The organism is Tenacibaculum litopenaei (assembly GCF_964514025.1).
Classification (GTDB): domain Bacteria; phylum Bacteroidota; class Bacteroidia; order Flavobacteriales; family Flavobacteriaceae; genus Polaribacter; species Polaribacter litopenaei.
The window spans coordinates 578,238-600,475 of record NZ_CAZEQT010000006.1 but is presented as its reverse complement, the minus strand read 5'-3'; the positions used below and the strand labels follow the sequence as shown (position 1 = coordinate 600,475).

The following is a 22,238-nucleotide window of genomic DNA, read 5'->3' as shown; positions in this document are numbered from 1 at the left end:
AACTTGGAGCTTTTCTCAGTAATTTTTTTGTTGAGAAAAGCTCTAACTAGTATAGATAGCTACATATGAACAGAATTACATCTTTATTTAATACCGAGTATCCCATAGTTCAAGGAGGGATGATTTGGGTTTCGGGATGGAAATTGGCAGCAGCCGTTTCTAATGCCGGTGGACTGGGGTTGATTGGTGCAGGATCGATGTATCCGGACGTATTACGTACCCATATTCAAAAATGTAAAAAAGCAACAGATAAACCTTTTGGGGTGAATGTACCAATGTTGTATCCTGATATTGAAAAAATAATGGACATCATCGTGGAGGAAGGAGTGAAAATTGTTTTTACCTCTGCTGGTAATCCGAAAACATGGACACAATTCTTAAAAGAAAAAGGTATTACGGTTGTACATGTGGTGAGTTCGGTAAAGTTTGCTTTAAAGGCAGAAGCTGCAGGTGTCGATGCCGTGGTTTGTGAAGGTTTTGAAGCCGGAGGACACAACGGACGCGAAGAAACGACTACGTTTACATTGATACCTATGGTAAAAGCTCAGGTGAAAATTCCCGTTATTGCTGCTGGAGGTATAGGCTCTGGTAAAGGGATGATGGCTGCCATGGTGCTAGGAGCCGACGGTGTTCAAATAGGAAGTAGATTTGCGGCGACAATAGAGTCTTCAGCACATGAGAATTTTAAAAATACCATTGTTGAAGTAAAGGATGGAGATACACAATTAACACTCAAAGAATTGGCTCCCGTACGTTTGGTCAAAAACAAATTTTTTCAGGATGTACAAACGCTGTACACCCAAAATCCGAGCGTAGATGATTTGAAAACGCTTCTAGGACGTGCGCGTGCTAAACGCGGAATGTTTGAAGGAGATTTGGATGAAGGAGAGTTAGAAATTGGACAAATAGCAGGAATCATCAATGAGATAAAGCCAGCCGGACAGGTGGTAAGGGAATTGATAGAGGAATTTAAAGCGGTTCAAATGCAAAACTTTTTGTTATAGAAAATAAAAAACACTAGTCATTGACTAGTGTTTTTCTTTTAGTGCAATTGTTGTTGAATAGCGATTGCTTTGTGGTAATTGTAGTGGTCACTACTCGACAGAATTTTGCGGAGCATTCGTTGGGTGTTTTCACGATCTTCAGTTGTTATATAAACGAGTAATTGATACCAATAACCTCTGGAACTTTCCAGGTGTTCCATGGCCGCCAAGCGCTTAAAACAAAGGAGCGCAGCGGGGTAGTTTTTAAGTTGTACTTCTGCGGCACCCTCGTACATTAAACTGTAAACAGAAGTATTTTGCCTACTGAGATCAATTACCTGTTGATACAAATGATTTTGGTAACGCTTTTCTATACTAATGAGTTGATTTTGAGTAGTTCCTTTTTCTATAAAAGAGGGTAGGTCGTGCCAATCACTGTGTTGATTGTAAATAGCTTCGTACTTGTTTGGAAGTACCGTAAGGGTAATGAGCAAGGCAATCGTTGCGGCAGCTACAGTGGTGAAACCCCATAGTTTAAGTTGTTTTCTTTTCTTCCTTTGATGATACCTTTGTGCTGTTTTTTTGATCGACTTAGAAGATTTTTGTAGCTCGGCTGAATGTAATAGCTTACGGATGTTTTTTTGAGCTTCTAGTTCGAGGATATGGGTATGACTTCCTAAATTAGGATTGTTAAAACTGCGGTGGAACTCATAGGTGTCCAGGAGCTCAAGCCACAAGTCTGGTTGACGCTTACAGTGTGCCTCAAAAGTACTCATTTCTGAGGGACTCATCTCTGAAAAGAGGTAACGGTGTATATTTTCTGTTGATGTTTCTTTCATGCCTTTAAGGGGGTTAGTGTCGATTTTTTTTGAGTATCTCCATAAGTTTCGTTTTGCATTTAAAAATTCGTTGCCGCACCGTATTGACGGTGCTGTAATTGAATTCCACTAGTAACTGTTCGTAGCTAGAACCACTAAAGTAACAGCCCAACAGGTTGCGACAATTGTCTGATAGTTGTTGGAATGCTTCTATGTACAATTCTTTTCGTTGGTGCTCTAACAAGGCATTACTGAGAGCTTCCTGTGTATGGACTAGTGTATCAGGAAGTTCATTTATTACCTCCTTTTTACTTGTTTTCTTTGATTTTTTCCAAATGTTTTTACAAACAGTGAAAAAGTATCCCTCGAAGGAAACAATACGAACGGGTTTATTTTTAAAGAGAACGATAAGGTATAACAAGGCGTCGTGAAAAACATCGTCAACTTCGTTTGTATTCCCGCCATTTTTAAGTATGTAACGGCGGATTTTTTTATGGTATCGTTCGTAAATCTCTAGTGTTACTTTTTCATTCCCCGTTTTGAGGGCATGTATGTATTTTTCACTTTCTGTCATAGGTAGTTGGCTAGTCTCCCTAAAGTAAAAAATAATTGGGTAATACCCAGTAGTTTTTTACTCTATAAAGTGAGCGAACTTCATTGAGGATCGCACTTTAAGAGTCAAATTACTAACCAAAATAAGAAATATGAAGTACAAGGAACTATTTGTCATTATAGGCTTTTTTTACATGTGTGTCGGCTGTAGCAAAGAGGAGGTATTGCGTTTGTCAAAAGATGAAATAAAGGTACATACCGCATCAAAACTCACAGAGGACACAAAGCGTTTGATTGTTCAATTCAAAGAGTTTGTCCCCGATTGGAAAAAGAAGGCGCTGCGTTTGAAATATCAAGTTACAGCATTTGATGTTTGTGCCAATTGTCCTGATGGTGTGTTAGAGCTTTGGTTATTTGGAGAAGGAGTGGATATCGAGGATAAAAAGGCCTCAATTAAGGCGGGTAGTGGCGGCCCAGAAGGAGAAATTGTAGCGGTGAATACAGATTTTAAATTCGAGACAAAAACGGTGAGTCCGGTAAGTTTACCCCTAGTGCAACAAGCTGATTTTAGAACAAAAGTTGTCGAACAAAACAAAGGAGTCTCTATTGCAGTGCTAGATACGGGAATCTATGCAGATCATCCTGCATTTACAGAAGCCTTTTTGTACAATACAAGTCATTTAGGACTGCAAGATATTGCCGGTTGGGATTTTGTCAACAACGATGAGAATTGTTTTGATGACCACGAATACCGCCACGGTACAATGGTGACTTATCTTTTATATACCCATTTAAAAGAACGCATTCCGTTTCAAATACTGCCGGTTAAGATTTGCGATGCCAAAGGAACGGCGAGCTATTTTAATTTGCTTTGTGGTTTGTATTACGCACTTCCTAAGGTACAGTTGGTAAATATTAGTATGGGCTGGTATGATTCGAGTAAAAAGTTGGATATGAGTATTTTTGAGAATTTACTTTCGGCTTACAAAGAAGAAGTAACAGTCATATGTTCTGCTGGGAATCAGTCGAAAAATGCAGATCAAGTGGGGCATTATCCTTCAGGATTTCAGTCGAGCAATGTAATCAGTGTCGCTGCTGCCAATACGGAAAGCGCTGATAGCGCTAGTTTTACCAATTTTGGTTCATCGAGTGTTGATTTCTTTGCTAAAGGTGAAAGGATCGGATATTATAATTCAGAAGGAGCAGTACTTGAAATATCAGGAACCTCCTTTGCAGCACCCTTGGTAACGGCTGTTGCCGCCAGAGAATTGCACGCTAGGAAACTAAAAATAACACCCCATGAGCTTATAAAGCGATTGTGTAATATTGGAGATTCTGTAGTGTTCAGTGTGCCAGTAAAATACAATAAATTGTTACATTAGTAGTAAACTACTAAGTTACACATCTATGAAATGGAGTTTTTTGATGATGGTTATCTGTATAAATTCAGTGTTTGCTCAACAATCTCAAACAAGGCAACAGATAGACTCGTTGTACAAATTGGCATTGCCGTTGGATGAAAAACTTCGTGTATTTGAGGATTTTTTAAATAAATCGAAGTGCAGTTTGAAGGACAAGGCCATCGGTTTTCGAAAGATGGGGCTCTTATGGTATCAGGCAGGCCGTATTTCCGACGCGGTTACAGTTACACAAAAAGCGTTGAAAATGCTTCAAGAGTCGGAAGTAGAAGCTGCTTATTTAGTTTCGAATTGTCGTTATAACCTACTTTTTTATTACGGAAAACTCGGCGAGTTCGACAAACGACAAGAGGTATTGAGAGCACTTATCAATGCGGAAGTGAAGACGAAGTTTAGTTATAAGGCCATGATAGAGTTCGCTTATATTTTAGGGGAACGAGGTGATTATTTTAAAGCTTTAGAAGTATTGGATACCGTTGTAAAGGGCTACGCTAGTCATGGAGATGTATTGACGCATCAAAAGGCACATGAAGCAGCTATTTGGGTCTATAGTTCCATGGATGAAGTAGAACGCTATGAGGCTGAAATTACCAGTCATGAACGCGCGTTAGCATCTGTCGGATTTTTACCCAGTGTAGCTAACAATTTAGCAAATATACGGGAGCGCATCCGTCCTTCTGAAGAGGTGGTGCAATTGTATCGAGCGGCATTGGAAGCCTATGAGGCCGAAGGTGATTCGCTAAATACAGCATGGGTGAGCACAAACTTGGGTAGAATTTATGCCAAACTGGGTAAAGAGAAATTAGCCACGAGGTATTACGAATCAGCGAAAGAGTATTCCGATTCTCCGGTAGTAGCAGCCTATATTTTAAATAATAAAGGGGATTGTGGGACAGATGAAGAAAAGTTGCGGTACAACAATCGAGCTATTCAATTGTTATTGGGAACTCCTTGGAACATTGACAGTTTGAAGGCCGCCGAGGTATTGGCCTGTGAGCGAGGTTTGGATATCGTAGATTTTTTACTGGAAAACTTAACACTACTCATTGATCAACACGCGCGTAATCAGGAAACTGTTGATAATCGTATCGCTTTTTATATTACATTAATTGACCGTGTTTTTAACGCGCTAAGAACAACTGATTTTAAACGGCAATCCAAATTGTTTTGGCTTCGTAAAGCGAGTAGTTTTTACACCTTGGCAGTGAGATTTTGCTATTTGACAAATAATGTAGAGGCGGCTTTTAAGTATATGGAAAATAACAAGGCACTTCTTTTACTTGAAGATTTAGTGGTAAAAAAAACGCCTAAAACCATTGCATTTCTCGAGGCTAAAGCACTGATGACCTCCAATCAAGTGGTGGTGAGTTATATTGGTAATCATCGAGAATTGTACGGACTCTGGTTTACCCAGGAACATGCGACACTTTTTAAGGTAGCCAATGCTGAACAGGTTTTGTTTGAGGTAAAAAAATTAAAGGATTTTCAAAAAGGGCCTTTGAGTTCTGAAAAAGAGTTTCGAGACTTTTACGAGTTGAACAGTCGTTTGTTTAAGGCGCTATTGCCAGTACGGGAGGCCGAGAAAAAATTAGAAAACAAAGAGTTACTCGTGCTACCAGACGTTTTAGAGCAACAGCTGAACTTCGAAACCCTGTATTTACCTTCAAAAAAGTACTTGATAAGCCAAACTGCGGTTAGTTATTCGCCGTCCATGTCCGTTTACAATGCCTTAGAGACATCAGTCAATGAATTACAGCTGTTGACCATGGCACCAACCGAGTTTGGTAAGTTTAATTTCGATGACCTGAGTCAAAGTGAAGAGGCCTTGCGCAGGTTGGATACCATGCTACCCGTAAAAGCACTTTTTAGAGACCGAGCAACGCTCAACAGGCTACGAGATGCCTTGCCAACTGTTAATGCGCTACATTTGAATACGCACGCAGGCACGGACTTGCTTAAGGGTAATTCATGGTTGGCATTCTACGATCAGGTTCTGGAATTACAACAAATTGCCGAATTAGATTTGCCCATAAACTTGTTGGTGCTAGATGCTTGTCAGGGAGCCAGTGGACGCATGGATATAGGCGAAGGAGCGCAGAGTTTAGCCAAAGCATTTATGCATGCAGGTACGAGTTGTGTCATCGCTTCTCAATGGAATGTGAATGAACGCGCCTCCCAGTTCATCTTTCAAAACTTCTATCGAGAACTCGCAAAAGGTAAGACGGTAAGCAAAGCGTTGAGAACGGCTAAATTGCGCTATTTAGAAAAACATCAATTGGCGGAGAAGTCTCCGTACTATTGGGCGTCTTTTATAGCAATAGGAAGAAATCAATACTTTAACTCTACGAAAAATTCTTTGCGTTCATGGTGGTGGCTCGCCGTTATTTTTGCACTCTTTGGGATAGGAGTGGGGTATAAAAAAAGCTCAAGCTAACATACAGTGTTACTTGAGCCGATATATTATCTACTTAGAAGTGATTTTTAATAGTTTACGTAATCTACAATTTCCAATCCGTAACCAATCATTCCTACGCGTTTTGTTTGTTCGCTGTTCGACACTAATCGAAGCTTACTAATGTGTAAGTCGTGTAAGATTTGTGCTCCAATTCCGAAATCTTTAGAATCCATAACCACACTAGGGGCTTTCATGACACCATTGGTCTGATTTTCCTTTAATATTCTCAGTCTGTTTAACAAATTCAGTGCTTGTGGTTGCTGATTGATGAATACAATTGCTCCCTTTCCTTCTTCGTTAATTACCTTAAACATTTGATCGAGCTTTTTGTCGGCGTTGTTGGTTAAGGTTCCTAAAATATCGTTGTTTACTAACGTTGAGTTAATACGGGTTAAAATAGGCTCTTCTTTGGTCCAGGTTCCCTTGGTTAAGGCAATGTGAATTTGATTGTTTGTCGTTTGCTTGTAGGCGCGTAAACGGAAATCACCAAATCGAGTTTCTATGGAGAAATCTTCTTTTTTCTCAATGAGTGAATCGTGTTCCATTCTGTAAGCAACCAAGTCTTCGATAGATACTATTTTTAAATCGAATTTTTTAGCCACTTCTACGAGTTGAGGTAAACGAGCCATGGTTCCGTCTTCGTTCATGATTTCAACGATAACTCCAGCGGGTTGTAATCCTGCTAAACGCGCAAAATCTATGGCAGCTTCAGTATGACCAGTCCTTCTTAAAACCCCACCGTTTTTCGCTTTTAGTGGAAAAATATGACCAGGACGAGCCAGTTCGAATGGTTTGGTGTTTGGATCGATTAAGGCTTCGATAGTTTTAGCTCTATCAGAAGCAGAAATTCCGGTAGTTACACCATTTCCTCGCAAATCTACAGAAACCGTAAATGCCGTTTCCATGGGGTCAGTATTGTTACTAACCATCATCCCTAATTCTAGTTCTTTACAGCGGTTTTCTGTAAGTGGAGTACAAATTAGTCCCCTTCCATGCGTTGCCATAAAGTTGACCAGCTCCGGTGTGATTTTTTCAGCTGCGGCTACAAAGTCTCCTTCATTTTCTCGATCTTCATCATCAACTACGATGATTACTTTCCCATTTTTAATATCTTCAATAGCCTCTTCAATAGCGTTGAGTTGGATTTTTGGTTGTGTGTGTGTTGTCATTTTTTATGTGTTTTCTCTATTTTTAGAGAATAGTGTTTTTATTAGTTGAACTAGTGGAGAAAAGAACGTTTTAATGTCAAACAACCCTTTGTCTCGTGTGGCTCTCCAAGTTAATGTAATTGCTAAAGGCAACATGAGCATTACAGCAATCCAAGAACCGAGTAGTGCCGTAACCGAGCTCTCTTCTGCCATGTTTTTACCAAAAGTATTACTAAAAAAGTACAATACGTAAATGGCTATCGCTAAAATCATAGGTAGTCCCATTCCTCCTGTGCGAATTATGGATCCTAGCGGAGCACCGATAAAAAACAGCAACAAACAAGACATTGAAAAGGCAATGCGATTGTAATACTCAATATCGTGTAAATTTAACCATTTACGACGGTTTTTTAAATTGTCTTTATACGATTTATTATTGTTGAGTGTTCGTTCAATTTTCGAAACTGCGGTACTCATAATTTCGTTCTGCTCTTTGAGTTCAAAATTAGTCAAAATATCAGTCGATAATTCTTTGTTGACCAAAGAGTCGGGGTATTGGTGTAAATCTTCAATATCCAATACTAAAAACAAGTTCTTCGCTCGGCTAACGATGTATTCGTCATAGGTTTTTTTAAGCGTAGGAATAGTGTCGCTAAGCTGTTTTAAGCTGAGCATATTGAAGTTTTTGGTGTACTGGAGTCGTTCCACATCGGTATCGAATGACGACATGTCTATGTTGATAGTGTATTCTTTAAAATCGGCATGTGATGCAGGCATTCGCAAGCGTTCGCTGTACGAGGCTCCATTTTTTTTATGATGTTCAAAATAATAACCATCATAGAGTTCTAAAGTCATATAACGACTGCCTTCTTCAGAAAGAATTTTTCCGCGCTCCGCGGTGATGATTTTATTATTACCTCTGCGTGAAGACAAGTCATAAATCAATACTTTTTTTAATAAGTTTTGTTCTTCTCCGTATTTCTCATCAAACTTAATCTGATAATTTGGGATTTCAGTATTGAAACTTCCAGGAACCAAAGCGAGTGCCGGTTGTTTCTTTTTGATGTTGTGCTTGAGGTTGAGTTGTTTAAGAACTGCGTAAGGATACACGTGGTCGTAAAAGAAAAAACTGAGTATACTCAGCATACATACTAATACTACTGTTGAACGCATGAGTCGTGGTAGCGATACCCCGGCTGATTTTGCCGCTGCGAATTCGTACTTTTCCGAGAGGCTACCCAGTGTCATAATCGATGATAACAGCACACCGATGGGCAGTGCTTGTGGTGTGGCCATGAGGGCAGAATACCACAAAAATTTAAGAATAATTACAACACCGATTCCCTTTCCGGCAAAGTTGTCAAAGGCTAACCAAAGCATTTGCATAATCAATACAAATAGTATGATTAAAAAAGTAGTTAGGAAGGGAATTAAAAAGCTCTTTAGTATATATCTGTCTAGTTTCTTCACAGATGCAAAGGTAGTGGGTTAGTTTGAAAAAAGCATAAAAGTTTTGTTAATCATAAAAGGAGATTAACAAAACTTTGTATGTCTAGTCTATCAAGTATCCTTGATTTACGTATTTTTCTTTATTGAAGGTGAAAAACTTTGCTGAAATAGGCTGGTTACTTTTAAATTTGGTAATGGTAAAAGTCGTCTTTGCACCGTTACTCCCAATTTGTATAAGCTTGTAAATATGCTTGGTTTTTGCATCGATTCCCAATTGTACTTTTACAATGTCAGAATTACTGTCGATAGGAGTTAAATCGATGTACTGTACTTTTCTTCCACGGTTGTTTACGAGTTTTCCCATGGTATAGTTGTAGCCCTCGTTATAAAAAGTCAACAATTTCGATGGATAGATAAATCCGTCCTCTTCATCTAAATCTCCTTCTGTAAGGTTGATTTCTTTTTCTTCGTGATTGATTACCGCCAATCGTTTACCATCGAATAAAAAATTGTTACCTAGGTATTCCAAGTTGTACCTTTCTCCCGATAGGGTAATATGTCCTCTAATTGGGGGGTCATTGGTGATACCAGCCTCTTTGTTTTCTAGCGTTGAGGTAAAGCCTATCACCATGTTTTTATACGCACCCATTTTTGATGATACTTCATCTAACAATTGCTTGGCTTGTGCAGAAGAATTCTGCGCAAAGCAATTTGCTGTAATCATTAATCCTATAAAAAATAATCCGATTTTTTTCATTTGTTTGTATGTCAATTAAGGGTGAAATTTATATTTATTTTCGTTCGTTTTCTAATAATTGTTCCAGCGCTACTAAATCAGGGACTAATACTTGTCGGGCCTTACTGCCTTCGAAAGGACCTACAATTCCTGCGGCTTCGAGTTGGTCAATTAAGCGTCCTGCTCTGTTGTATCCCAATTTAAGTTTTCGCTGGAGTAAAGAGGCCGATCCTTGTTGTGCTGTGACAATAACTTCAGCGGCTTCTTTGAATAATTTATCGCGATCTTCGATTGCTACATCAATATCTGTGCCAGCTTCTTCACCAACGTATTCCGGTAGGATATGTGCTTCGGGATATGCGCGCTGTGATCCGATGTAATCCGTGATTTTTTCTACTTCGGGAGTATCGACAAAAGCACACTGTATACGAGTGATATCATTTCCTCCTGAATAGAGTAAATCACCTCGACCAATTAATTGGTCTGCTCCTGGAGCATCGAGGATGGTTCTACTATCAATTTTTGAGGTAACCCTAAAGGCTATACGCGAAGGGAAATTGGCCTTGATGATACCAGTAATAACGTTTACCGAAGGTCTTTGTGTTGCGACGATCAAATGGATACCAATAGCACGTGCCAATTGCGCCAAACGGGCAATAGGAGTTTCAACTTCTTTACCGGCGGTCATAATTAAGTCGGCAAATTCATCAATGACTAAAACGATATACGGTAAAAATTGATGTCCATTTTCAGGATTAAGTTTACGAGCTTTGAATTTGGCATTGTATTCCTTAATGTTACGAACCATTGCGTTTTTTAAGAGCTCATAGCGATTGTCCATTTCAATACACAAGGAATTTAACGTGTTGACAACTTTGGTGGTGTCTGTGATGATAGCCTCTTCAGCATCGGGAAGTTTCGCTAAATAATGACGTTCAATTTTATTAAACAGGGTCAATTCAACTTTCTTAGGGTCTACCAATACAAATTTGACTTCTGCCGGATGTTTTTTATAGAGTAAAGAGGTCAAAATAGCATTTAAACCAACAGATTTTCCTTGTCCTGTGGCACCAGCCATCAGAAGGTGAGGCATCTTTGCTAAATCGACCACAAAGGTTTCATTAGAAATAGTTTTACCCAAGGCAATGGGTAATTGCATCGGTGATTCTTGGAATTTTTTCGAAGAAATTACCGAGTGCATCGATACGATGGTCGCTTTTTTGTTCGGCACTTCAATACCGATGGTTCCTTTTCCTGGAATAGGAGCGATAATACGGATTCCTAAGGCTGCTAATGAGAGCGCAATGTCATCCTCTAAGTTTTTAATTTTCGAAATTCTCACACCGGCCTCAGGTATAATCTCATAGAGGGTAATGGTAGGACCGACGGTTGCTTTGATTTGAGAAATTCCGATTTTGTAATGTTTGAGGGTTTCAACAATTTGATTTTTGTTGGCCTCGAGTTCTGTTGGATCAACAGAAATACTTTCGTTGTACTCTTTAAGTAGGTTAAATGTTGGGAATTTAAAGTTGCCCAATTCGAGTTTTGGGTCAAACTCCCCGAAGTCTTTCAGCAATTGGTCTGAAAGATTTTCGCCAACACTCTTTTCTTCATTAATTTTTTCGATGGCTACTTCTACTTCTTGAATTGTTTCTTTTGAAGGTCCTTCCTGTTCAGGAGTTACCACGTTGTCAAGAGGTATATCTTTAGTAATTTGTTGCTGTTCTTGAGGAGTTACCTCGGAGTGGTGGGTAATGGTAGGCTGTAAGTTTTCTACTGTGCTTGAATAAGATGGCGACTCAGTTACCGTCGTAGGCTCCATTTCAGGGGTACTCGTTGTCGAAGAGGTAGTCATGTCTACTGGTTGTTCATCCGGTACTACCGAGTCTTCTTCCGCCGTTTGGGCAGCAGCACGTTCAGCTTCCGCAACAGCAGCGCGTTCTTGGGCAGCGAGTTTTTCTTGTTTTTTAGTCTCTAAATTTTCGACTATACTATCGGGATCGATACTAAATCGGATGATCAAAAAGGATATCAAAAAGAAGAGAAGGAGTATTATCAATCCTGTTTTTCCTATAAACGTCTGTAGGTATTCGTTAATTTCAAAACCAACAGTACCAGAAAGTACTGCGTACTTACTGTTTACAAATCCCAAACTTGTAGACAGCCATAGCATGCTTAACAATCCCCAGTTCCACGAACTGATCACCTTTTTTAAATTGGTTTGTAAAACGATTCGAGCACCGGTTAAAAACAGCACTAAATTCAGTGAAAATGCACCAATTCCGAATCCGCGATACACAAAAACATGACTGAGTTCTGCACCCAATTTACCAAGTAAATTTGACGCTTGTTCGCTGCGGTCACTATAGTGATTGAGTATACTTTGATCTGCTTGCCATGTAAAAAAGAAAGAGATAAAGGCAACGGTTAAAAAGACTGAAAATAAAATTAAAAAAGCACCAAAAATCGTTTGATTCTGTCGATTTTTAAAAAAATCTTTAAGCTTGGGGAGTAGGGGTGATGGTTTTTTAGTTTTCTTAACGGTAGTTTTCTTTTTTGCCATAAAAATAAATTAACAATACTCTAAACGCTAAAATAAAAGGATAATTTTAGGAACGTAGATAATACTTGCAATAATTATTGAAACGAGAGCAGCAAATGCCGGAGCACCTGCTGCAATATCTTTGATGAACCCTATTTTTTCATGATAGTCTGGGTGTATAAAATCTGCTACCTTTTCAATAGCCGTATTCATTGCTTCTGCAACCAACACGAGACCAATTATTAGCAATTGCAACATCCATTCAATCGATGAAATTTCAAAATAGAAACCCATGGCCGTCACAATGAGTGCAATACTGGTCTGAACTTTTATACTATCTTCTGTGGTGATTAGTAGCCACATTCCTTTGAGGGCGAACTTAACACTTCGTAGTCTACCCTTTATAAAACCATCATTTGGGTTCTTCATACAGTAAATTATAAGGCTTGTAAAGCTGCTTCGTAATTTGGTTCGTCAGCGATTTCTGGCACCTGTTCTGTATAGGTAACCGTTCCGTTTTCATCAATGACAACGATACAACGAGAGTGCAATCCTTTTAAAGGCCCGTCGTTAATTTCTAATCCGTAATCTTTTCCGAATTGACCTTCGTTGAAATCAGATAACATAAGCACATTTTCGATTCCTTCTGCACCGCAAAATCTACTTTGAGCAAAAGGTAAATCTCTTGAAATACACAATACTTTGGTGTTGTCCAAAGCTGCAGCTTTTTTGTTGAATTCGCGCACTGAAGCAGCACAAGTACCGGTATCCACACTTGGGAAGATGTTTAAAATCAATCGAGATCCAGAAAAATCTGTGAGTGATTTTACACTTAAATCTCCAGCAGTAAGTGCGAAATCAGGAGCTTTTTGATTTGTATTCGGAAGTGTCCCTAGCGTTTCAAAAGGATTTCCTTGTAAAGTTATTTTTGCCATTTTTTATAGATTTTAGTCGAATTCAAAGGTAGTTAAAATTTTAAGAAAATGAAGGGGGAAAAGGAGGAAGGGGTGAAAATGCTAGGGAAAAAAGAGGAGTCTCTTCGGAGTGAAATAGGCATAAGTCCTAAGGATGAATTTCCTAGCTTGTATTCCAAGACATCTCCCAAAATGAAGTGGACTCGGTAAAAAAGGAGTATCTTCGCAGTTCCTAAGAGAAGTACCATGACTGCATTAAATTTACATCAATACACCAAGGAGTTTGCCTATAATTGGAAGTTGGCAGCACCTGTTATGCTCGGGATGTTGGGACATACCTTTGTGAGCTTTATCGATAATATTATGGTAGGACAGCTGGGGACTGCTGAGCTTGCCGCAGTTTCCTTGGGGAATAGTTTTATTTTTATTGCCATGTCTTTAGGGATTGGTTTTTCGACAGCAATTACTCCGTTAATAGCTGAAGCCGATGCTGCTAACGAGTTTGATAAAGCCAAAGCCACTTTTAAACACGGACTAGTGTTGTGTTTGACCTTAGGATTGGTGATGTTTTTAACCGTGTATTTTTCGAAATCTGCACTGTACAGCATGGGACAACCCGAAGAAGTGGTTCGCTTGGCTTTACCGTATTTAGATTTAGTGGCATTTTCACTGATTCCGATGATTGTATTTCAGGCGTTTAAACAGTTTAGTGACGGGATGTCGATGACTAAGTACCCGATGTATGCGACGTTGTTGGCGAATGTAACCAATGTATTGCTCAATTATTTACTCATATTTGGGAAGTTTGGATTTCCGGAAATGGGAATTGTTGGAGCAGCCTATGGTACCTTAGTATCACGTGTAGTAATGGTGGCATTTATTTGGTGGATCTTGGCGAAAAAGGAACGCTCTCAAAGAATTGTCACGAACATCAATATTTGGAAACTAGAAGCGAATCACGTTAGCAAAATAATTAGTTTGGGAGCACCAAGTGCCATGCAAATGCTCTTTGAAGTAGGGATCTTTACTGCGGCCATTTGGTTGAGTGGATTACTGGGTAAAAACCCCCAAGCTGCCAATCAAATAGCCCTGAATTTGTCATCTATGACCTTTATGGTTGCAACCGGATTAAGTGTAACCGCCATGATTAGAATTGGAAATCAAAGAGGGCTTCAAGCATTTGTCGAGTTGAGAAGAATAGCGTACTCTATTTTCTTGATGGGCTTGTTGCTGGCGTTGGGCTTTGCCATATTGTTTTTCGCACTCAATGAAATACTTCCGAATTTATATGTCGATTTTAAGGATCAGGTGAATTATGCCGACAACTTAGAGGTGGTTGAAATAGCCTCAAAATTGTTAATTGCAGCGGCGATTTTCCAAATTAGTGACAGTATTCAGGTAATGGTACTGGGAGCCTTACGCGGCTTACAAGATGTATTAATACCTACGTTGATAACCTTTATTTCTTATTGGTTTATCGGATTCCCTATAAGTTACTATTTTGGGAATGCAGATCGCTTGGGAAGTTTTGGAATTTGGTTAGGACTCCTAGGAGGACTTTCAACAGCAGCCGTATTACTTTACATTCGCTTTAATATACTAACAAAAAAATTGATCAAAATAAAACATCATGAACTTACCTAAATTTTTACTAGCTGATAATAGCAGTCATCCAGAAGATATTTTTGTACTACACACGGAGTACCCTCGATTTCTCATTAACTTAAAAGACGATGAAATTGAGTGGTTTGAAGATGTGTCGGGAGAAAATGAGCAGGAGCTAGCCAACGAGATGGAAAAGCTTATAGAAGCTGCAGGCAGCTTCTACGACGCTGAGATGGAGGGATACGAATAGCAAAAGGGTACAATACAGTACTCTTTTTTTTATGCCTCGTTTTCTTTTGTTTTCAATAGCGCGATAGCTTGCTCTTTCCATTGATCACGAACAATTCTACCTGGAAAAAACTGAATGAGGTCGGTAATGGTTTCAATTTCATTGGTATTCAGTTTGCTGAGCTGTTCATAGGTGTATATACCAATACTGTTCAGCTTTTTTTCTATAAAACTTCCGATGCCATTAATTTGCGTTAAATCGTCTTTCTGTTCTTCGCTGGCGTTTCCAAGGGTTTCGAAATTGAGTTCTTTGGGTTGTTTGATTTCAATACCTCCGCGTTCTACTGTCTTTTTAGCTCTAATGGTCGATTGCATTTCAGTACGGAGTTCTTGTATGGTTTCCGTTCGTTCGTGCAGTTGATGCTTGTACTTGCTCTTGTAGTAGTTCCAAGCAAAAAAGTAACCGATTAAAAACGAGCCTAGCATCCAAATAAAGAGATTGAGGAAACCAGAAATGCTGCTGCTTATTAAGAGTGTCATAATACTTAAGGGGGTTTATTAGTTGATTACTATTTCAATACGTTTGTTTTTCTTTTTAGTTCTTTTATTATTAGCAACTAGAGGTTCGGAAGCACCTTTAGTAAGAGTTTTTATTTGAGAGGGTTGCACTCCTCGGCTTTTAAAAACATCAGCCATTGCATTGGCGAGTTTCAGTCCTTTTTCCATATCTGCTTCTGCTATGCCAGAAGAAAAAGTGTGTCCTGTAATGATCAGTTGTTTTTCCGGGTGTTGTTTTAGGTACGCTGCAACTTCACATACATAGGCGTTCAAAGCATTGTCGGCAATGATTTTATCTTTTGATACTGTGGGTTGCCATACTTGTTTTTGCAAGTTGTTACCTAGCTCAGTTCGCGTTTTAGAGGAATATCCTCTGTGAAGTACTTGAACTCCTTCTGCGTAATATCCTTCTGGGTCATATTCGAAAACAGCTCCTTTAGTTTGCGTTTTGATGCGAAGTGGATTTACGCCGTTTCTTATGAGTTTTTCTTTGAGGTACTGAGCGCGTGCCATTCCTAATCCTTCTGTTTCCTTATAGCGACCATCGGTTAAATACAGTGTTTCGATAAGAATTTCACGATCTTGATGTGTATTTAAGAATTGATAAATGCTATCCTTAAAATACGAAAATTCTTTGGGGAATAAAACTCTACCGTGTTCGTTGTGCGTTATAAACTTGTGTTTAAAGCGAAAAGGTTTCGGAGAGGAGCTCGTCTCTTTGTTCGAAATTTTGACTTCCGCTTTTTTTTCCGATTGCCCAGCTGTCATTTTGGTACTGTCGGTGTCGGTTTTGATCTTGGTATTGTCAACAGTTGTCGTTGAAACGGTACTTGTTGGTTTCATTTTAAGAGTAGGGGACTCGTTCATTACTTCTTTGTCAGAAGTCGAATTCATAAAGTAGGCAAGTGCTGCCCAACATAGAAAAACGAGAAAAGCTTGTAGAAAGTTTCTCATACTTAAGGGGGTAGTAGATTGGTTAAAGCTCTAAAAATAGGAATTTCTTTTTGGAAAACAAATTCAGAGTGAACAGAATTTGAAAAAGAACGTATAGGATAACGCTGGGAGCGTACTGACAATGCCTATTGCCAGAAGTAAGCTGCGAGCTTTGTGTTGTGAGTAGAGAGGGTAAAAAAAAGTCCATCGCTATGGATGGACTTTTAGAGAAATGTTATTTGATTAATTCGTAACTACGCTTGATAAAGTTCGTCAGCTCTTCACCGTGAAGTAGGTTTTGCGATAACTTGGCTAAATCAAATGCCTGAGATACTAATTGTTCTTGTTTTTCAGCATCTGCTGCTAAAATATCAGTGATTAATTGGTGGTTGGTGTTTACCACGAGATTGTACATTTCTGGTAAATTACCCATTCCCATCATACCGCCACCGGTAGCACTCATTTCTTTCATTCTTCTCATGAATTCCGGAACAGTGATTAAAAATGGCGAAGCTGATGAGTCCATTGCTTCCAATTGTACTGTATAGCTCTCTTTTTTGATAGCTCCTTCGATGATTGGCTTTAAGGTTTCTTTTTCCTCATCGCTCAATTTAGAAATTACAGTATCGTCTTTCTTAATTAAATTGTCAACATGGTCTGCGTCAACACGTGTGAACTGCACCTTAGTATCTCCTCCAGAAGTCTCTAGTTTTTGCATTAAATGCGAAACTATTGGAGAATCTAAAAGTAATACTTCATATCCTTTTGCTTTCGCTGCTTCGATATAAGGGTGCTGTGCGTCCTTATTGGCAGCGTATAAAATAATGTGGTTACCGTCTTTATCTGTTTGCGCGTCTTTCGTCTTTTCAACTAATTCATCGAAAGTGAAGTAGCTGTTATCTACGGTAGGGTACAGGGCAAATTTCTTTGCTTTATCGAAGAACTTCTCCTCTGAAAGCATACCGTACTCAATAATTACCTTGATGTCATTCCACTTTTGTTCAAAGTCTTCACGGTTATTTTTGAATAAGGAACTGAGTTTGTCGGCTACCTTTTTAGTAATGTATCCAGAAATCTTTTTTACTGCACCATCAGCTTGCAAATACGATCTCGATACATTTAAAGGAATGTCTGGAGAATCGATTACCCCTTTTAGCATTTGTAAGAAATCAGGAACTATTCCTTCAACATTATCCGTAACAAAAACTTGGTTTTGATACAATTGGATTTTGTCTTTTTGCATGTCTAAGTTCTGACTTAACTTCGGGAAGAATAAGATTCCTGTTAAGTTAAATGGATAGTCGACATTCAAATGGATGTGGAATAGGGATTCCTCAAATTGCGTTGGGTACAATTCACGGTAGAAGTTACTGTAATCTTCCGCTTCCAATTCGCTAGGTTTTTTGGTCCAAGCCGGATCGGTGTTGTTGATGATGTCATCAACTTCTATTTGTCTGTGTGGTTCCTTGGTTTCTTTTCCTTCCTCGTCAGTGATGGTTTGTGGTGTGAAATCAGGGTCGTTTACTTGCTTAGTACCAAATTTGATAGGCACCTGATTAAAACGGTTGTACTTGGTAAGCAATCCTCGAATTTTACCTTCTTCTAAAAATTCTAATGAATCTTCTGCGATGTGTAAAATAATTTCTGTTCCTCTGTCGGTTTTGTCATGAGCCTCTAAGGTATACTGTGGTGATCCGTCGCAGGTCCAATGCGCAGCTGCTTCTTCTTTAAATGACTTGGTGATGATTTCAACCTTGTCGGCAACCATAAATGCAGAGTAGAACCCAAGTCCGAAGTGTCCGATAACACCAGTTTCGTTCTTGTCGTCTTTGTACTTTTCTAAAAACTCTTCTGCTCCAGAAAAGGCGATTTGGTTGATGTATTTTTCTACTTCTTCAGCAGTCATACCCAAACCTTGGTCTTTGATGCTAAGAGTTTTGTCGTCTTTGTTAATGGCGATTTCAATTTTTGGATTTCCAAGTGCTACTTGTGCCTCTCCAATTGAAATAAGATGCTTTAATTTCGTGGTAGCATCTGTGGCATTTGAAATAAGCTCACGTAAAAAGATTTCGTGATCAGAATACAAGAATTTTTTAATCAGAGGGAAAATGTTTTCTACCGATACATTAATGTTTCCTTTACTCATAATATTATTGTGTTTTTTTGTCTTATATTGTATTTGCCCTTGTAGGTCAAAAAAAATACCAAATTTGATATTGTGACAAGATGGCATACTTTCAAGCGACGCTACATTAGTTTTGTATAAAAAGTTAAAAATTAGTAGTTTTGGAGGCTCAAAATTTGCAGACAAGTAAAAAAATAACATAAAAAATTATGTATAGTTCAAAAATTACAGGATTAGGGTATTATGTGCCTGACAACGTGGTTACTAATGATGATCTAACCCAGTTTATGGATACTAGTGATGAATGGATTCAGGAGAGAACAGGGATTAAAGAACGTCGTTGGATTGATCCTAAATCAGGAGAAGATACTTCTACTATGGGAGCAAAAGCTGCTGAGATTGCTATTGAAAGAGCTGGATTGACGAAAGATGATATCGATTTCATTATTTTTGCTACTTTGAGTCCAGACATGTATTTCCCAGGTGGAGGAGTGCGTGTACAGGATTTATTAGACATGCCTACGATTGGTGCCTTAGACGTACGTAATCAGTGTTCTGGTTTTATCTACTCTATGTCAGTAGCAGACCAGTTTATCAAAACGGGTATGTATAAAAACATCTTGGTTATCGGTTCTGAAAATCATTCAGGAGGATTGGAAAAATCGACGAGAGGAAGAGGGGTAACCGTAATCTTTGGTGATGGAGCTGGAGCTGCCGTATTGTCGCGTTGCGAAGAAGAAGGGAAAGGAATTCTTTCATCACACTTGCATTCTGAAGGAAAACACGCGAAGGAGTTGGCCTTGGTAGGACCGTCTACAAGTAGATGGGTACCGGAGATTTTAGAAGCAAATGATCCGGACGATGTTTCGTATTTCCCGTATATGAATGGTCAGTTTGTTTTTAAACACGCTGTGGTGCGTTTTTCAGAGGCGATCGTAGAAGGGTTACAGGCAAACAACCTTCAAAAAGAGGATATCGATATGTTAATTCCTCATCAGGCGAACCTCAGAATTGCGCAGTTTATTCAAAAGAAATTCCAATTGGCAGATGATAAGGTGTATAATAATATTCAGAAGTACGGTAATACTACAGCGGCATCTGTGATTATAGCATTGACTGAAGCTTGGGAGAAAGGAAAAATTAACGAGGGTGACCTAGTAGTATTGGCTGCTTTCGGTAGTGGATTTACTTGGGGATCTGTAGTTATTCGCTGGTAATAAACAACAGCTAGTATAAAATAAAAAATCGGGAGTGATAATTATCACTCCCGATTTTATTTTTTAAAACATGGCCTTTTCCGTTTCTCGTAAGGCTCTTTCTTTTCGAGCTCTCGTTTCGTATTCGCTTCCAAAAGTGTAATTGAATCCGAGGTAAACGCTGTTTAACTCCAGGTTGTAATTCCCAACTTGAGGAAAGGGATTTTCGGTACTGTAATCGTAATTGATGTCGTTTAAGAGGTCTACAAATCGCAGTGATATCGAACCCTGGTCTTTTAATACAGAGAGGTTTAAGCCGGCGCTTATATTGGTAAAAGGTGCTACCGTAAATTGGATGTTTTTACTTCTGGCACGGTAATATATTCCCAGTTGCCCACTGAGCTTTTCACTCAACGTTACGTTGCTGTTGACCATGAATTTATACAGCGTATTTTGAATGTTTTCTAAACGCTGATTGATGAGGCCCTTGGTTTCTTGGATGTATGCTTCGGCACGCGATTGTAATTGTATCCATTTGTAAGGGCGATAGCCTAGCTGTACTTCCAATCCGTAGTTTTCACTATAGTCATAATTGACAAAGGAAAACAACTGACGCAGCGAGTTGTTGGGGTCTAAGGTCATACTGCGACCGATTAAATCGTCAATGCGACGATAAAAACTTCCAATTCTAAGATTTCCTTTTTTTATAGAGCGGGTGTAATTGGCCTCAATAGAATTGCTAAACTGAGGTTTTAAAGCAGTATTTCCTTCAGAGGTCGTCAAAGGAGAAACCCATTCTTGAATCGGGCTCAATTGATACATAGAAGGACGGTCAATTCTTCGACTAAATGCCATTTGGAGGCTGTTCTTTTTGTCGAGGTCCCAGTTTACTGAAAGCGAGGGATACACACTAAAAAGATCGTCTTTAGTATGTCTTTTTCCTTGAAGGCTATTGCTAAAAGTTCCTTTGGAGTGGAAATACTCGATACGGGCTCCCGCTTCAATGTAAACGTCTCGTAATTCGTACTGATAATTGAGATACATGGAAGTCATAGATCTAAAATAATCGAACTCTGTAGTTCCTCGGTCTCTGATTACAGGAGGAGTTCCTTGTAATACCTGTTGGTCGGTAACTATGGAGCTACTGTTGTTCTGTGATCGAAATTCAATTCCGTATTCCAGGGTCGACGTATTGGTTAGGGGATACGTAAGATCGGCGTTTGCAAGCCAAGCTTGGGTAGTCCCAGCTATATCATTCGTGTATTCATAGCGCTTATCTGATGGATTTTGAGGGAAGCGGTTAAATGAATCTTCGGGGTTTTTACTGATACTGTAGTTCATTTCCATTTCAAACTCAGCACCTTCTTTCGGAAGTTTTACGAGGTAGTCAAAATTGTATACTTGTTCTGATTCTCTGTAATGCGAGTTGTTGATGACAACTAAATTAGTGGGTTGCATTTCAGTGGTCCCATTAGTAGTAAGCGTGGAATTTGAGATACTTTGATAGGTATACAGTGAAATGGTATTGTCGGCATCCAACACAAAATCACTACCTAGTTTAAAACTGTAATTCTTGTAGTCGTGTAGAAAATCGAATTGTTGTCGGATACTTTGGTCACTTCTATTCAGTTCTTGTAAGGTAGCCGTTTTACCAAAATCAAAATTAAAATTTCCGTAGATATTCGTATTGCCTCTGCGGTAATTTACATCGATATAAGAGCTTGGTCGTGTGTTTTTTGAATGTTCAACACCTAATACAAGGGAGCTATTAAATCCTTTGGCTTCCTGTTTTTTTAAAATGAGATTGATGAGTCCGCTGGTACCATCAGCAATGTATTTAGCAGATGGTGAAGTGATTATTTCCACCTGTTTAATCATGTTCGCCGGCGTTTGACGAAGCAATTGTTGGGTACTGAGGTTACTCGGTTTTCCGTTGATGAGTACTGTGACATTAGCACTACCTCGAAGGCTTACAGCACCACTTTGCAAGTTCACATCGATTCCGGGCAAATTTTGCAATAATTGAAGCGAGTTTCCACCGTTTGCCAAGAGATCATCGGTGACATTAATAATGTGTTTGTGCTGCTTTGTGCTATACGTACTTACTTTTTTTTGAGCCGTGATGCTCACATCGTTTAAAACCGTATTGTTGGCAGTGAGCTTGATGTGTAATTCTTTGGTTGTTTTGGTCGTTGCCGCTGCTAGCTTCAAAAGTGTTGACTGAAAGCTCAAATGATGAATGCTAATTTGTAAATTTTGGTTCAATGGAAGTTTGTGAATAACAAATTGACCGTTGACGTCTGTCAATCCTTTTGCTATCACGGCATTCTTTTTATTAATGATCAATACCTCTGCATCGGGAATCGCTTGCTTTGTGCTCACAGCTGTAACGTTTCCACGCAAAGAGAAGCCAGAAGTTTGGCTGTAGGTAATTATGGGGAATAAAAGGACTAAGAAAAAATATAATTTTTTCATCAATGGTTAATTAATTCTGGGGTTGTTGGGACAAGTTGGGTAGTTGTAAATACGAACAAATAGCAAATGTATTTATTGGTAAAATAGCCGATTCATTTTAAAT

18 protein-coding genes are annotated in these 22,238 nt (G+C 39.0%); 6 read left to right on the top strand and 12 right to left on the bottom strand.

What is annotated here, in order from left to right; genetic code table 11:
* Positions 1-65: 65 nt before the first annotated feature.
* Positions 66-1,004 (top strand): NAD(P)H-dependent flavin oxidoreductase, encoded by a 939-nt coding sequence (locus tag ACKTS5_RS11325; RefSeq protein ID WP_408043983.1) that lies wholly within the window; start codon positions 66-68, stop codon positions 1,002-1,004.
* A 38-nt stretch (positions 1,005-1,042) separates the two neighbouring features.
* On the opposite strand, the gene ACKTS5_RS11320 is transcribed toward ACKTS5_RS11325, so the two are convergent.
* Positions 1,043-1,822 (bottom strand): hypothetical protein, encoded by a 780-nt coding sequence (locus tag ACKTS5_RS11320; protein WP_408043982.1) that lies wholly within the window; start codon positions 1,820-1,822, stop codon positions 1,043-1,045.
* 13 nt (positions 1,823-1,835) lie between these two features.
* Positions 1,836-2,375, bottom strand: a complete 540-nt coding sequence (locus ACKTS5_RS11315; RefSeq protein ID WP_408043981.1) for an RNA polymerase sigma factor — start codon at positions 2,373-2,375, stop codon at positions 1,836-1,838.
* A gap of 130 nt (positions 2,376-2,505) precedes the next feature.
* Between ACKTS5_RS11315 and ACKTS5_RS11310 the strand changes: the two genes are divergently transcribed.
* Complete coding sequence (locus tag ACKTS5_RS11310; RefSeq protein ID WP_408043980.1) at positions 2,506-3,735, top strand: S8 family peptidase; 1,230 nt, start codon at positions 2,506-2,508, stop codon at positions 3,733-3,735.
* A 25-nt stretch (positions 3,736-3,760) separates the two neighbouring features.
* The gene (locus ACKTS5_RS11305) at positions 3,761-6,205 is read left to right on the top strand and encodes a CHAT domain-containing protein (protein WP_408043979.1); all 2,445 of its coding nucleotides are present in this window, start codon (positions 3,761-3,763) and stop codon (positions 6,203-6,205) included.
* A gap of 47 nt (positions 6,206-6,252) precedes the next feature.
* Here the strand turns inward: ACKTS5_RS11305 and ribB are convergent, their stop codons facing one another.
* The 6 genes from ribB to tpx all read right to left on the bottom strand — a co-directional run bounded on the left by ribB (position 6,253) and on the right by tpx (position 13,036).
* Positions 6,253-7,395 carry a 3,4-dihydroxy-2-butanone-4-phosphate synthase gene (gene ribB / locus ACKTS5_RS11300; RefSeq protein WP_408043978.1) on the bottom strand — a complete coding sequence of 381 codons (1,143 nt, stop codon included), beginning with the start codon at positions 7,393-7,395 and terminating at the stop codon, positions 6,253-6,255.
* Between the two features lie 3 nt (positions 7,396-7,398).
* Positions 7,399-8,844 (bottom strand): LptF/LptG family permease, encoded by a 1,446-nt coding sequence (locus ACKTS5_RS11295; RefSeq protein WP_408043977.1) that lies wholly within the window; start codon positions 8,842-8,844, stop codon positions 7,399-7,401.
* An 82-nt stretch (positions 8,845-8,926) separates the two neighbouring features.
* Positions 8,927-9,580, bottom strand: coding sequence for a LolA family protein (locus tag ACKTS5_RS11290; RefSeq protein ID WP_408043976.1), 654 nt, complete (start codon positions 9,578-9,580; stop codon positions 8,927-8,929).
* Positions 9,581-9,614: 34 nt separating this feature from the next.
* A complete protein-coding gene (locus ACKTS5_RS11285; protein WP_408043975.1) occupies positions 9,615-12,122 on the bottom strand; it encodes an FtsK/SpoIIIE family DNA translocase in 2,508 nt (835 codons plus the stop codon).
* A gap of 27 nt (positions 12,123-12,149) precedes the next feature.
* Positions 12,150-12,530, bottom strand: coding sequence for a diacylglycerol kinase family protein (locus tag ACKTS5_RS11280; protein WP_408043974.1), 381 nt, complete (start codon positions 12,528-12,530; stop codon positions 12,150-12,152).
* 8 nt (positions 12,531-12,538) lie between these two features.
* A complete protein-coding gene (tpx, locus tag ACKTS5_RS11275) occupies positions 12,539-13,036 on the bottom strand; it encodes a thiol peroxidase (protein ID WP_408043973.1) in 498 nt (165 codons plus the stop codon).
* A 225-nt stretch (positions 13,037-13,261) separates the two neighbouring features.
* Between tpx and ACKTS5_RS11270 the strand changes: the two genes are divergently transcribed.
* A complete protein-coding gene (locus ACKTS5_RS11270) occupies positions 13,262-14,659 on the top strand; it encodes an MATE family efflux transporter (RefSeq protein WP_408043972.1) in 1,398 nt (465 codons plus the stop codon).
* A complete protein-coding gene (locus ACKTS5_RS11265) occupies positions 14,646-14,870 on the top strand; it encodes a hypothetical protein (protein WP_408043971.1) in 225 nt (74 codons plus the stop codon). The genes ACKTS5_RS11270 and ACKTS5_RS11265 overlap by 14 nt, the downstream gene beginning before the upstream one ends.
* A 29-nt stretch (positions 14,871-14,899) precedes the next feature.
* Here the strand turns inward: ACKTS5_RS11265 and ACKTS5_RS11260 are convergent, their stop codons facing one another.
* From ACKTS5_RS11260 to htpG, 3 genes are all read right to left on the bottom strand, one after another.
* Positions 14,900-15,388 carry a hypothetical protein gene (locus tag ACKTS5_RS11260; RefSeq protein WP_408043970.1) on the bottom strand — a complete coding sequence of 163 codons (489 nt, stop codon included), beginning with the start codon at positions 15,386-15,388 and terminating at the stop codon, positions 14,900-14,902.
* An 18-nt stretch (positions 15,389-15,406) separates the two neighbouring features.
* Positions 15,407-16,360, bottom strand: a complete 954-nt coding sequence (locus ACKTS5_RS11255) for an OmpA family protein (RefSeq protein WP_408043969.1) — start codon at positions 16,358-16,360, stop codon at positions 15,407-15,409.
* Positions 16,361-16,574: 214 nt separating this feature from the next.
* The gene (htpG, locus tag ACKTS5_RS11250) at positions 16,575-18,485 is read right to left on the bottom strand and encodes a molecular chaperone HtpG (RefSeq protein ID WP_408043968.1); all 1,911 of its coding nucleotides are present in this window, start codon (positions 18,483-18,485) and stop codon (positions 16,575-16,577) included.
* A 188-nt stretch (positions 18,486-18,673) separates the two neighbouring features.
* On the opposite strand from htpG, the gene ACKTS5_RS11245 reads away from it, so the two are divergent.
* A complete protein-coding gene (locus tag ACKTS5_RS11245) occupies positions 18,674-19,681 on the top strand; it encodes a 3-oxoacyl-ACP synthase III family protein (protein WP_408043967.1) in 1,008 nt (335 codons plus the stop codon).
* Positions 19,682-19,744: 63 nt separating this feature from the next.
* On the opposite strand, the gene ACKTS5_RS11240 is transcribed toward ACKTS5_RS11245, so the two are convergent.
* Positions 19,745-22,135, bottom strand: coding sequence for a TonB-dependent receptor domain-containing protein (locus tag ACKTS5_RS11240; protein WP_408043966.1), 2,391 nt, complete (start codon positions 22,133-22,135; stop codon positions 19,745-19,747).
* Positions 22,136-22,238 lie beyond the last annotated feature (103 nt).

Coding starts and splice junctions, on each gene's coding strand:
- ACKTS5_RS11265 (WP_408043971.1), top strand. CDS start 14,646: ATGAACTTACCTAAATTTTTACTAGCTGATAATAGCAGTCATCCAGAA.
- ACKTS5_RS11310 (WP_408043980.1), top strand. CDS start 2,506: ATGAAGTACAAGGAACTATTTGTCATTATAGGCTTTTTTTACATGTGT.
- ACKTS5_RS11305 (WP_408043979.1), top strand. CDS start 3,761: ATGAAATGGAGTTTTTTGATGATGGTTATCTGTATAAATTCAGTGTTT.
- ribB (WP_408043978.1), bottom strand. CDS start 7,395: ATGACAACACACACACAACCAAAAATCCAACTCAACGCTATTGAAGAG.
- ACKTS5_RS11245 (WP_408043967.1), top strand. CDS start 18,674: ATGTATAGTTCAAAAATTACAGGATTAGGGTATTATGTGCCTGACAAC.
- ACKTS5_RS11320 (WP_408043982.1), bottom strand. CDS start 1,822: ATGAAAGAAACATCAACAGAAAATATACACCGTTACCTCTTTTCAGAG.
- ACKTS5_RS11325 (WP_408043983.1), top strand. CDS start 66: ATGAACAGAATTACATCTTTATTTAATACCGAGTATCCCATAGTTCAA.
- ACKTS5_RS11255 (WP_408043969.1), bottom strand. CDS start 16,360: ATGAGAAACTTTCTACAAGCTTTTCTCGTTTTTCTATGTTGGGCAGCA.
- ACKTS5_RS11290 (WP_408043976.1), bottom strand. CDS start 9,580: ATGAAAAAAATCGGATTATTTTTTATAGGATTAATGATTACAGCAAAT.
- ACKTS5_RS11260 (WP_408043970.1), bottom strand. CDS start 15,388: ATGACACTCTTAATAAGCAGCAGCATTTCTGGTTTCCTCAATCTCTTT.
- ACKTS5_RS11315 (WP_408043981.1), bottom strand. CDS start 2,375: ATGACAGAAAGTGAAAAATACATACATGCCCTCAAAACGGGGAATGAA.
- htpG (WP_408043968.1), bottom strand. CDS start 18,485: ATGAGTAAAGGAAACATTAATGTATCGGTAGAAAACATTTTCCCTCTG.
- ACKTS5_RS11285 (WP_408043975.1), bottom strand. CDS start 12,122: ATGGCAAAAAAGAAAACTACCGTTAAGAAAACTAAAAAACCATCACCC.
- ACKTS5_RS11280 (WP_408043974.1), bottom strand. CDS start 12,530: ATGAAGAACCCAAATGATGGTTTTATAAAGGGTAGACTACGAAGTGTT.
- tpx (WP_408043973.1), bottom strand. CDS start 13,036: ATGGCAAAAATAACTTTACAAGGAAATCCTTTTGAAACGCTAGGGACA.
- ACKTS5_RS11240 (WP_408043966.1), bottom strand. CDS start 22,135: ATGAAAAAATTATATTTTTTCTTAGTCCTTTTATTCCCCATAATTACC.
- ACKTS5_RS11270 (WP_408043972.1), top strand. CDS start 13,262: ATGACTGCATTAAATTTACATCAATACACCAAGGAGTTTGCCTATAAT.